This window comes from Dyadobacter sp. 676 (assembly GCF_040448675.1).
In the GTDB taxonomy this organism is placed as follows: domain Bacteria; phylum Bacteroidota; class Bacteroidia; order Cytophagales; family Spirosomataceae; genus Dyadobacter.
Genome location: NZ_CP159289.1, coordinates 2489795 through 2501623, shown reverse-complemented (window position 1 = coordinate 2501623; position 11829 = coordinate 2489795). Strand labels below are relative to the sequence as shown.

Sequence of the window (11829 nt, the reverse complement as noted above, 5' to 3'; positions counted from 1 at the left end):
TTTTATTGTTTCATCAGCCAGATTTCCGTTACCTGCGAGCCACGTTCGCCTTCTCCACAGGTCCATTCAAATATGACCTGTCCGTCGGCGGTCGCTGATCTGGGAATTTGAAATTCAAATGTCGGCTGCTCGCCGGTCTGGATGAAGTCGTGGATCGTCTGCCCGTCGTCGGTTGTCATTTTCATCCGCGAGCGAAAACGGCCGGTATAGGAAATGCGGATGCGGTAGGTTGCGTCGGGATCGAGGTTGTCGTAACGGATACGCAGCGGCTGGTCGTAGAGCGTTTTGGCCTGTTTCATCCAGGCCTTCGGCGTAACCTGCCCTTTGAAACCGGTAGCCTGGATTTCGTCCACCCACTCTTCTCCCACCAGACCGACTCCAAAACCGATACGGGGCGATTGCAAACTACCCGGGTCTTCTTCCCACGGCAGGTTCGGTACAACGCGGTACCAACTCTCCGGATCGCCAAAATGGTCGTAAAACCCGCCCGGGCCCGGATCGGTGCGATGCAGCAGCTGGTCGATTTCCCGAACCATTTCGGCCTCGCTACCCAGTTTTTCAATTCTTTTAATCTGGTCGAGCAGATAGGGCGCGTCGTTGAGAGGCATATTGATAAGGTCCACAAAATTACCCCGCCCCGACATAGCGCCGTGTTTTTTCATCGTCAGCTGCGCGCCTATGCTTTTGAATAATGAATCGGCCAGGTCGTGACATTTTTGCTGGTATTCCGGCAGAATCGGTTCCTTCCACGCTTTTTCCAGGACTTTTTCGGCCTCGCGCATTGCCTTAACGGTGCCGGAAGCGCCTGCGGATGTGAGTGCGCGGCGTGCCTGCTGTTCGAGCGCTGTTTCGTAAATCAGCCGCTGGCGCGTGTATGCATCGAAATAAGCACGGATTAACCCCATCTGGAAGCGCGGGTTTTGCATCAGCTTCAAAGGAGCATTCTGTTCCATCTTCTGCCATTGGCGGAGGGTCAGGTCGATGCCGTCGTTGGTGATCACCTCGCCGCGCCAGTTTCTTTCCAGGCCGACGATAGCCTGGGCGGCAGTCTCATGGTATTGAGGGCCCAAAAACAGTCTGCTGTAATCGCGCAATGTCTCCATCACGGGCATTTCCGGGTCCCAATCCTGATCGCTCCATACAAATTTATTGACGTCGTCGTTGGTCCCTTCCGAATAGCTCACGCTGCCGATTCCATATTGGTCCAATGCATTGTGAATAGCCTTTTCGTCGAACGGGCGGGGGTTAATGCTCTCGCGCCCGAGCGTCATCGCCCACGCGAGGTCCCAGTGCGGGACTGGATATTGGGCGGAATAGTTATGGGTAATGTCGGGATAGTGGCGTATAGGGATGGTCGGTTTCAACATCTCCCGGATTTTCCGGACGGGGATTTTTACCCAAGGCCCGAAAACCACACCTCCAAACCAGGGATATTCTTTATTGGCATGGTTAAAAAATGCATCGAACCATTTCTGCGTAGGACGGAATACCTGGGGTGAAACCCAGATTTTCGCGTTCGGGTGGTATTTCTGCAATACCGCCGCTTCTTTTTCCAGCCATGCGAAGAGCACGTCCGGTTCCAGTTCGCCCGGATCGCCGGCCGGTACAAAAACGCCGTCGAGTTTGGGAAGGCTGGCAAATACCTGTTCGCGCTCCGCGAGCTCCCGGGCAACCGAATCGGGGTCGACATAGTTTTTGCCCATGTTCGGGTACCACATCGAAACGTCCAGCCCATACGACTTGCAGATCCGCGATTGTTCTACCATCATTTGTGCCGCCGGAATTTTCATGTGCCGGCTCGTTGCGTCGTCGTCGGTCCGGGGAGGCAGTATTTCAATGGTATTGGCGCCAAATAACGCCAGTTCGCGGATATACTGGTCAAAACCGGCTACTGTGAATGCGTCATAGGCATTGGTTTTCGGCCGGTAGCCGAGCTGATGGCCGCGCATGGGATACCGGGGACTGGTGCTAATGGCTAACCCTTTGGGGAGCTGCAATTTTCCCTCCGTCATTTCCGCTTTGCGCAGCAGCCGGCCTACGCCGTAAAGGATACCCCGCCTGTCTTTTCCGGCAATGATCACCGAATTGAGCCCCGGGATAACCGCCAGTTTAAATCCTTCACTTTTTATTTCGGGCAATGCTAAAACCGCATTTCGGAATTGTTCGGGCAATTTGCTAAGGTCGCTTTCCGCCACGACGAGGATTACGCTTTCATTTTTGGGGAGCTTTTTCGCAATGGGCAGTTTAAGGCCTGTCCGCTTTTCGACTTCGCTCTGGAGTATTTCGATACTTCTCGATAATACCGCTTTGCCGGTAGGGCTGAAAATCCGGCTTTTCGATAAATCGATGGATTGTGGCAGCGCAGGGATTGCCTGTAATGCAAAAATCAGCAGGAAGGACAATCGTAATAGAGTTTCGTGACGCATGATCAAAGCTTAATGAATATTCGTTTTTTATAAAGCAGCCAGGCCGGAATAAAATTGACGCACACAAAAAAGAGCGCGTATAGCATACTGGCCAGGCGGGGGGGCCATTCCGGTTGCGGCCATCGCCCCCACGGCGTGGTGGTTCAGCGTATCGCCGCCAACCGACATAATGTAGAAGAACAATGCGAGAATGTCGGCCAGCACATAGGAGGTAATCGCATTCGCCCCGAAAATTACACCGGGTGCGATGCCTTTTGTCCGTTTCCGGATATCGATCAGAAAGTGCAACGCGCCCAGAAGCATGGAAGCAAAACCGGAGGTTACGAGGACGAACGGGCTGGTCCAGAGGTTTTCGTTGACGGGGAAAATCAGGTTCCAGAAGTATCCCGAAGCAGCTGCCGCAAATCCGGCGGTGAAAAGGTAATTACTTTTCTCGCTGGGCGAAAGCGAACCGAGCATGAGTCGGCCCGCGAGCATGCCGGTGATAGTTGTTACCACGGACGGAAATGTGCTTAAAATGCCTTCCGGGTCCCAGTTTCCCTGCCACATCTTGCCGGGAAGATATTGCTGGTCGACCCATGCCGCGAGGTTCACACCAGGTTCGAGCATGACTTTGCCTGTGCCGGGTGTCGGAATCGTCGTCAGCGCCAGCCAGTAGAATACCAAAATAGCCGCGCCGATACCTAGCTGCTGTTTCCAATTAGTATTCAAAAAAAGCGTCGCGCATGCGAGGAACACGATGGCGATGCGGTGGAGCGTGCCGGTATAGCGCAGGTCCGAAAAGTTAAAATCGGGAAGAAGGTTCAGGAACATCCCTACCGCGAAGATTTTCAGGGACCGAACGATGATTTTGCGATATAATGCAGCCTTTGGCGCGCCGGTTTTTTTGGAATAAGCCAATGTAATCGAAACGCCGACGATAAACAGGAAAGTAGGCGCGATAAGGTCCGTAAAAGTGAGCCCGTTCCATTTGGTATGCCGGAGCGTCGGGAACACGTAATCCTCATGCCCGGGGAAATTAACCATGATCATGGCCGCAATAGTGAAGCCACGCATTGCGTCCAGCGAAAGCAATCTCGATGAGCCAGAAGGGTTTTCCATATCAGCCGTTTGTCGGGGTAATTACTGAAATGGTTTGTGAAAGGGCTATTCCAGCCGCTTTTTGCACCCTTCGCTAGTATATTTTGCGCAATTGTCAGTAATTAGGAAGTTGTATTCTGAACACCTCAAATCATTCCCAGCCTTTTAACCTATGAACAAACTATTCCCGCTTTCGCTGGTCCTTTTTGGTATGCTGCTGCTTGCAGGCTGCAAAAGGCCAGGCAATATAAGCAAGGAACAGGCCGAGAAAATCGCAGTTTCCTGGAAGCTCGTCAGCAATTTTACTAAACCTGATGGAACGTTTAAAGCACAGTTTACGATCCGCAACGGGAGTGATTTTACGCTGGACGGTTCTAACTGGAAGCTGTTCTGGAATATGTCGCCGCGACCGATCCAGTCGAACAAAACCCCGGAGCCGGCGGTAGTAGAGCATATCAACGGCGACTGGTACCAGATGGTGCCGGCAAAGGATTTTATCCTGCGCCCGCGGGACTCGATGACCATCACTTACGCCGGTACTGAAGGTGTGATCAAGGAAACTGACGCTCCGCTGGGCTTGTATTTCGTGTTTTATGATAATGATGGGAAGGAAAAGGAGATCGTTCAGGTCGCGGATTATACCATAGAGCCGTTTACCACCAGAGAGCAGATTCTCCGCGGCAAAATGGATCTGAAGGAGGTCCCGTCGGCGGAAACGCGCTATAAGGCCAATACCGGATTCACCAAACTGGGCGACGAGCAGCTTTTGAAAATCATTCCCAGCCCTGTAAAGCTCGTTCCGGGGACAGGCACATTCACGCTCACAGGTAAAACCAATGTTTTTTATCAGGAAGGTCTTGAAAATGAGGCCAAATACCTGATCAGCAAATTGAAGACATTGACAGGGACGGACCTGCCTATCCAGGCCGGGCTTCCCGATAAGCCTTCGTCGGAAGAAGCTGCCATTGTATTGAAAACCGGTAAAGTAACAGTGAACGGTGTTTCCGGAGAAGCATATAACCTGAATATCGGTCAAACCGGCATCACCATTGAGGGTAGCGACGCCGCGGGTGTTTTTTATGGTGTCCAAAGCCTTTTGCAACTCGCGCCCACGGAAGCCTATCAGAAGCCCGTCGCTTCAATCGGTTTCGGGTTCATACAGGTGCAGGACGCGCCGCGGTTCCGGTTCCGGAGTATGCATCTGGACGTCGCACGTAACTTCCAGACCAAGGAGTCGGTGAAGCGGGTGATTGACCTGCTGGCAAGCTACAAGGTGAACCATTTGCTGCTTTACACCACCGAGGACGAAGGATGGCGGATCGAGATCGACGGTTTGCCGGAGCTCACGCAGGTGGGCGCGCAACGCCAGCACACGTCGGGCATGAATGCGAACGCATTGCACCCGGGCTACGGGTCGGGGCCGGTGGCGAATGAGAAAGGCAAGTACGGAAGCGGCTATTACACGAAAGCTGATTTTATTGAAATACTCAAATATGCCCACGAGCGGCATATCAAGATTATCCCGGAACTGAACTTCCCCGGTCACGCGCTGGCGGCGATCAAGTCGATGGAGGCACGGTATGAGCGGTTGATGAAGGAAGGCAAGGAGAAAGAGGCGAACGAGTACCGCCTGATCGACCCGGACGACAAATCGGTGTACATTTCAGCGCAGGGATATAAGAACAATGTTGTGAGTGTCGCACGCGAATCGACTTACAACTTCTTTGTCAAAGTGGTGGACGAAATTGCGAAGCTGTACGAGCAGGCCGGTTTGAAACTGGATACGTTCCACACCGGCGGGGACGAGGTCGCGGATGGTGTGTGGACGAAGTCGCCGATGGCCGCCAAATTATTGCAGGAGCACCCGGAGATTAAGGGTCCACGCTATTTGCAGAGCTATTTTTTCAGGAAGCTGCTTCCTATGCTCAAAAAGCGTAACCTGAAAGTGCACGGCTGGGAAGAGGTGGCATTGAACAAAACAGAAACCGGCGCGTACCTGGCCAATCCCGAATTCGCGGGGCGGCAAGTGTATCCGTATGTCTGGAACAATGTGTATGATGTGGATCTGGGCAACCGACTGGCTAATGCGGGTTATCAGGTGGTGCTTTGCAACGTGACCAACTTCTATTTCGACATGGCCTATAACAACGATCCCAAAGAGCCGGGACTGTACTGGGGCGGGTTTGTCGATACGCGCGATAACTGGGCATTTGCACCATTCAATATGTTCCGTACCACCGAAGAGACTTCCATGGGCAAGCCGATGAAGGAAGAGTTCGCAGGCAAGCAACCCATGAAACCCGAAGCGCGGAAGAATGTTTACGGGGTCGAAGCGCAGCTTTGGAGCGAGACGATCAAAGGCCGCGATATGATGGAATATTCGATCCTGCCGAAGCTCCTGGGCTTCTCCGAAAGCGCCTGGGCGGCCGAGCGCAAGTGGGAAAACGTGGCCGACGACGCTACCCGAAAAGCGATGATGGCCGAAGGCTGGAATATTTTTGCAAACTCGATAGCCCAAAAGCATCTCCCGAGACTAAAGTATATCAACGGGGGCTATAATTACCGCCTGCCCCAACCGGGCGCGATCATAGAAAATGGAATGCTGAAGGCGAATGTGGAATTGCCGGGCCTGGCAATCCGCTATACGACCGACGGCTCCGAGCCAACCGAAACTTCAACGCTGTACGAAAGGCCCGTGAAAGTTTCGGGTACTGTTACGCTGAAAAGCTTCGATCTGGCGGGACGGTCGAGCCGCAGCAGCGTAGTCAAAGCCCGTTGACCGAACTGATCGTTTACTAACGCGCTTATCGCTCAACTCCTCACCGTCGATGAACATTGGTGTAGATATCGGCGGCACGAACATTCGTGCCGGCATCGAATCGGGTGGCCATATAACCCGGCAAAATCAGACATTACTGGCCAACAAACATTCGCTGTCGGCAACGCTCGACCAGCTGATGGATGTGATCCGCCCACTGACGGCCTATCCGGTCAAAGGCATTGGCATAGGCGTACCCTCCGTGGTGGATGTGAACAAAGGCATTGTGTATAATGTGATGAATATCCCGTCGTGGGAAGAGGTCGCATTGCGAGATATTGTGGAAAAAGAGTTCAATCTGCCGGTTTCGGTGAATAACGATGTGAACTGCTTTATACTCGGCGAGCACCGTTTCGGACTGGCGCGCAAATTCCGGTCGGTGATCGGGATGGCGATCGGGACAGGGCTGGGCTCGGGTATTATCGTCGATAACCATTTATATGCCGGCCGGAACTGCGGAGCGGGGGAGATCGGGATGCTGCCTTACAAGGATTCGATACTGGAAAATTATGTGTCCAGCCGTTTTTTCGAGGATTCGCTCGGTATCGATGCGTATGCGGCGCATGACGCGGCACTGAAAGGCAGCAAGAAAGCCATCGAAGCATGGGAAGAATTCGGGGTGCACCTGGGAGCGGTGATCAAGGCCATCATGTATACCTACGACCCCGAGGCCATTGTAATGGGTGGCTCGATTGCCAAAGCCAACCGGTTTTTCCAGGAAAGTATGCTGGAAAGCATTCAGGATTTCGCCTATCCCGAGTCATTGAGAAAACTGACATTGCTACTGTCCGAAAACCAGAATATCGCGCTGCTGGGTGCGGCGGCATTGCTCGACGATTGATGTAATGCGGATTTAAACTTAAATTAGGTATCAAACCACGTGCGGCCCTCATGCAAAGAAACATTTTTATCGTAATACTGATCTTCCTGATCTTTTTCGTCATTTCTTTTCTGACCAACATCCTCGGTCCGATCATTCCCGACATCGTCAAAAGCTTCGACCTGAGCATTGGACTGGCGGGTTTTCTGCCGTTCGCATTCTTTGTCGCCTACGGGGTAATGTCTATTCCTGCGGGATTAATGGTCGAAAAGTTCGGGGAAAAGGTTATGTTGATTAGTGCGTTCCTGCTGGCATTTAGCGGAGCATTGTTATTTGCATTGATTCCCGGCTTTTCCATTGCATTGTTCTCTTTGTTCCTGATCGGTATCGGAATGGCGATTTTGCAGGTGGTGATTAATCCCTTGCTGCGGGTTTCGGGTGGGGAAGAGAAATTTGCTTTTTATTCGGTGTTAGCGCAGTTGTTTTTTGGTGCTGCGTCGTTTATAAGCCCTTTGCTTTATAGTTATCTGGTGCTGAATGTCCATTCCGACAACTCCGGTTTTTTGATCGATATACTCAATGGACTCGTACCTGAAAACCTGAAATGGGTATCGCTTTACTGGGTTTTCGCCGTGATCGCCCTGGCGATGGTGGTAATCATTTCGTTGGTAAAATTTCCGAAAATAGAACTGCTGGAAGACGAGCGGATCGATGTCGGGAAATCGTTCAGTGAATTAGCCGGGAACAAATTGGTATGGCTTTTCTTCCTGGGCATATTCGCCTACGTGGGCACCGAGCAGGGCATTGCCAACTGGATTTCCCAGTTCCTGCAAACCTATCACCAGGAAAATCCGGCAACGACCGGCGCTGTGGTGATTTCCTATTTCTGGGGGCTGCTTACGATCGGCTGTTTTCTCGGATTAATATTGCTGAAAATCTTCGACAGCCGCAAGGTGCTGGTATTCTTTACCTGTGGCGGCATTGTATCGTTGTTAATGGCGCTATTCGGTCCGAAAGGGATGGCACTGATCGGCTTTCCAATGGCCGGCTTTTTTGCGTCGGTCATGTACTCGGTAATATTTTCGCTGGCGCTCAATTCGGTACCCAAACATCACGGGACATTCTCGGGCATTCTCTGCGCGGGCATTGCGGGCGGGGCGGTAGTGCCGTTGATCGTCGGCGGACTGGGAGAACTGGTGGGACTGCGACTGGCCATGCTTTTTCTGTTAATGCCGCTTGGCTACATTCTCGGCATCGGGCTCTGGGCCAAACCGCTGGTCAATAATGAAACGGTTTCGAGTGTGAAAGAACTTTTCAAGCTCGGCTAATTTCTCTGATGTTTTATGTATAAAATCATCCTCCTGCTTGACTTTGCCGAAGAGTACAGCAAAAGCCTGATGAAGGGAATCAATACTTATTCCAGGGAAGTCGGCCCCTGGATTTTTTGCCGGATGCCCCTTTTCCACCGCGAGACGATCGGAATCGACGGGATTCTCAAATGGGCATTGGAATGGGGTGCTGACGGCATTGTCGGACAGCTGTACAACAAGGAGATCGATAAAATCCTGCGGGCCGGAATACCGGTTATCGCGCAGGACTTCAAGGAGCGCTTCACCGAAATCCCCAACATTACAGGGGCCTACCGCGAAGCAGGGCAAATGGGCGCCGATTACTTCCTGAAAAAAGGTTTTACCAACTTCGCATTTTACGGGTTCAACGACATCGTGTGGTCACGCGAGCGGGCCGAAGGTTTTGAGGAGCATTTGCGCAGAAAGGGCCATAAAGTGCATTACTTCGAGCATAAAAAGGCGCGGTCGACGGAGCTGTGGTATTACAAACCGAGTTCGCTGAGCCGCTGGCTGAAATCCCTGCCGAAGCCGATCGGCCTGATGACCTGCGACGATAACCAGGGCCAGCACATCACGGAAGCGTGCCGGCATGTGGGCATACGTATACCCGAAGAAGTGGCGGTGTTAGGTGTGGATAACGATGAAATGATTTGTGACCTCTCCGATCCGCCGCTGTCCAGCATTGCTCTCGATGTGGAAAAAGGTGGTTACGATGCGGCCAAACTACTGGATCACATGATCAGGCACGGCACCGCGGAATATTACGATGTAGTCGTCCGGCCCACGCAGGTTATTACCCGGCATTCGACGGACATCTACGCCACCAACGACGACCACATCGCTTCCTCATTGAAATACATCCACCAGAACATCGATAAAAATCTCCATGTGGATGAGGTGGTAAAGCAGGTGCCGCTTTCGAGGCGTGCCCTGGAAAAGCGCTTTTTGGAAATTACGGGTTATCCCATTTACAAGTATATTTTCAACCTGCGTATCGAGAAATTCACGCAAAAGCTGCTCGATACCGATATGTCCGTATTCGAAATCGCACTGGATATGGGTTTGGGAGACAGCAAAAATATAGCACGTCAATTCAGGCAGGCCAAGGGATGTAGTCCGAGTGCTTATCGGAACAAATATCTGGCTGGGAAATGAAAAATGAGTGTAAAAAAGTAATTATGCTGTCATCCTGAGCGCAGTCGAAGGGCGAATGCGTGATGCAAATGCCCTTCGACTGCGCTCAGGGTGATAACGAAGCGTGATTTTGCTCGGCTTTTTTACTTTAGGCCCTTCTTACCATATCACAATCCGCGACGAATCAGGCAAGACCATCTTGCTTCCCGGGCCGCAAGCTCCATGCCGCCTGGAACTCTTTCAAATGAGGCAGCGGGCCATTGATGCGGTCTCTGGCCGGTGAATGCGGGTCGGTTTGTACCTGGTTGCGCAACGCCTCGTCGGTGGTATTCATATGCCAAACCTGTGCCCAGCCGAGGAAGAAACGCTGTTGCCACGTAAAGCCGTCGATGGGGGCGGGTTCTTTGCCGTTGAATGATTTTTCCAAAGCATAATAAGCCAATGTCAAACCACCGAGGTCGGCCACGTTTTCGCCGATGGTCAGTGCACCGTTGATTTTGAAGCCGGGCAGTGCTTCGATCCCGCTGAAATAGTCGATGTAGCGTTTGGTCAGCTTGTCGAAATTGGCGCGGTCGGCGGCGGTCCACCAGTTCTTGAGGTTTCCTTCGTCATCGAACTGCGAGCCCTGGTCGTCGAATCCATGAGTAAATTCATGGCCAATCACGGCGATGATACCGCCATAGTTGATCGCATCGTCGGCATTGCGGTTGTAGAATGGCGGTTGCAGGATACCGGCCGGGAATACCACCTCGTTGTTCAGCGGGTTGTAATAGGCATTCACGGTCTGCGGCGTCATCAGCCATTCCTTTTTATCTACTTCTTTCCCGATTTTCTTCACATTCTCCTTATGCGCAAAAAGCGAGGCGGAGATCACGTTTTCAAAAAGCCTGTCCGGCGCGATTTCGATGGAGGAATAATCTTTCCATTTGTCGGGATAGCCAATTTTGTAGGTGAAAGCTTTGAGTTTCTTGTGAGCCTTCGCCTTCGTGGAATCGCTCATCCAGGTCAGCTTGTCGATCCGCTCGCCGTAAACCGTACGCACGTTTTCGATCATCTCGGAGACTTTTTTCTTGTCTTCTTCCGGGAAATATTTTTTCACGAACAATTTGCCCAGCGGCATTCCCAGCAATCCATCTGTCGAGCGGATCGCACGTTCCACACGGCCTTTTTGTTGCTTGGTGCCACGCATTACCGTCGCGAAAAAGCGAAAATCTTCCTGGTCGAACTTCTTCGGCAAATAACCGGCGAAGCGCGAGAGCAACTGCCATTTGGTATACAATTTCAACGTGGCGATCGGGGTTGCTTTCAGGAGCTTGTTCAGGTTTTGCAGATAGGCCTTGTTCTGAACAATTAGGGTATCGGTTTTAATGTCCTGCTTGTCGGCGAATGTTTTCTGGTCGAAATCGGGGATCAGCTTCTCAAAGTCGGCGAACGCCATTTTATTATACGTCTTCACCGGGTCGCGCAGCTCCACGTTCGTCAATTGAAGCTTGGCTACTTTCGTTTCGAAATCGAGAATAGTCTGACCCGGATTGGCGTCCGGGAAGCCGGCCATGGAGAACATTTTATCGACATGCTTCACAAACTCGCCGCGCACCTTCACGGTGCTGGAATCGGTGCGGTCGTAGTAACTTCTTTCGCCGAGGCTCAGGCCGTCCTGGCCCTGGTAAAGAATGTTGATTTTGCTGTTTCGCAGGTCGCCTTCCACGCCGAAGCCTGTCACGGTTTCAACGCCTACCTTTTGCATTTCGCCTGCCACGGCAGCGAGGTCTTTCAGCGAAGCCACGGCATTAATTTTGTCGAGATAGGTCTCCAACGGTTCCAGTCCGCGTTTTTCAATGGTCGCCGTATCGAGAAACGACTGGTAGTAGTCGGCGATCTGTTGCTCTTCGGTTCCTTTTTTACGGTCCTTGGTTTTCGCGATTTCTTCGATGATACCTTTTAAGCGAACTTCTTTGTTCTCTTTATCCAGAATCCCGAATGCGCCCCAGCGGCTTTCGGTGCCCGGGATTGGGTTTTTCTTCTTCCAGCCGCCGTTGGCATAGGTATCGAAGTCGTCGCAGGCTTTGGCTGTCGAGTCGAGCGAGCTGACGTCGAAGCCGGGTACTTTCGTGGTGTCGGTTTCTTCCTTTTCTTTTTTACATCCTGCCAGACTTACCACAAGGGCCAAAGCGGCAGCGCGGAATGCGGCTGATTTCATTT

The 11829-nt window shown here is 52.1% G+C and carries 6 protein-coding genes and 1 pseudogene; 4 read left to right on the top strand and 3 right to left on the bottom strand.

Going from position 1 to position 11829, the window contains the following annotated elements; genetic code table 11:
- Positions 1-2: 2 nt before the first annotated feature.
- Positions 3-2426, bottom strand: coding sequence for a hypothetical protein (locus tag ABV298_RS11225; RefSeq protein ID WP_353722192.1), 2424 nt, complete (start codon positions 2424-2426; stop codon positions 3-5).
- 2 nt (positions 2427-2428) lie between these two features.
- Positions 2429-3527 (bottom strand): annotated as a pseudogene (locus ABV298_RS11220) (heparan-alpha-glucosaminide N-acetyltransferase domain-containing protein).
- A 151-nt stretch (positions 3528-3678) separates the two neighbouring features.
- On the opposite strand from ABV298_RS11220, the gene ABV298_RS11215 reads away from it, so the two are divergent.
- From ABV298_RS11215 to ABV298_RS11200, 4 genes are read left to right on the top strand one after another with little or no spacing between them, the layout of a single operon-like run.
- Complete coding sequence (locus ABV298_RS11215; RefSeq protein WP_353722191.1) at positions 3679-6285, top strand: family 20 glycosylhydrolase; 2607 nt, start codon at positions 3679-3681, stop codon at positions 6283-6285.
- Between the two features lie 49 nt (positions 6286-6334).
- Positions 6335-7165 (top strand): ROK family protein, encoded by an 831-nt coding sequence (locus ABV298_RS11210; protein ID WP_353722190.1) that lies wholly within the window; start codon positions 6335-6337, stop codon positions 7163-7165.
- A gap of 50 nt (positions 7166-7215) precedes the next feature.
- Positions 7216-8472 (top strand): MFS transporter, encoded by a 1257-nt coding sequence (locus ABV298_RS11205; RefSeq protein WP_353722189.1) that lies wholly within the window; start codon positions 7216-7218, stop codon positions 8470-8472.
- A 15-nt stretch (positions 8473-8487) separates the two neighbouring features.
- Positions 8488-9648, top strand: a complete 1161-nt coding sequence (locus ABV298_RS11200) for a DNA-binding transcriptional regulator (protein WP_353722188.1) — start codon at positions 8488-8490, stop codon at positions 9646-9648.
- A 163-nt stretch (positions 9649-9811) separates the two neighbouring features.
- On the opposite strand, the gene ABV298_RS11195 is transcribed toward ABV298_RS11200, so the two are convergent.
- Entirely contained in the window at positions 9812-11827 is a 2016-nt protein-coding gene (locus tag ABV298_RS11195) for a M13 family metallopeptidase (protein WP_353722187.1), read from the bottom strand.
- Between the last annotated feature and the right edge of the window lie 2 nt (positions 11828-11829).

What these genes read in the sequence shown, in the direction of transcription:
- ABV298_RS11225 (WP_353722192.1), bottom strand. Translation starts at nt 2,426, where the DNA reads ATGCGTCACGAAACTCTATTACGATTGTCCTTCCTGCTGATTTTTGCA.
- ABV298_RS11215 (WP_353722191.1), top strand. Translation starts at nt 3,679, where the DNA reads ATGAACAAACTATTCCCGCTTTCGCTGGTCCTTTTTGGTATGCTGCTG.
- ABV298_RS11210 (WP_353722190.1), top strand. Translation starts at nt 6,335, where the DNA reads ATGAACATTGGTGTAGATATCGGCGGCACGAACATTCGTGCCGGCATC.
- ABV298_RS11205 (WP_353722189.1), top strand. Translation starts at nt 7,216, where the DNA reads ATGCAAAGAAACATTTTTATCGTAATACTGATCTTCCTGATCTTTTTC.
- ABV298_RS11200 (WP_353722188.1), top strand. Translation starts at nt 8,488, where the DNA reads ATGTATAAAATCATCCTCCTGCTTGACTTTGCCGAAGAGTACAGCAAA.
- ABV298_RS11195 (WP_353722187.1), bottom strand. Translation starts at nt 11,827, where the DNA reads ATGAAATCAGCCGCATTCCGCGCTGCCGCTTTGGCCCTTGTGGTAAGT.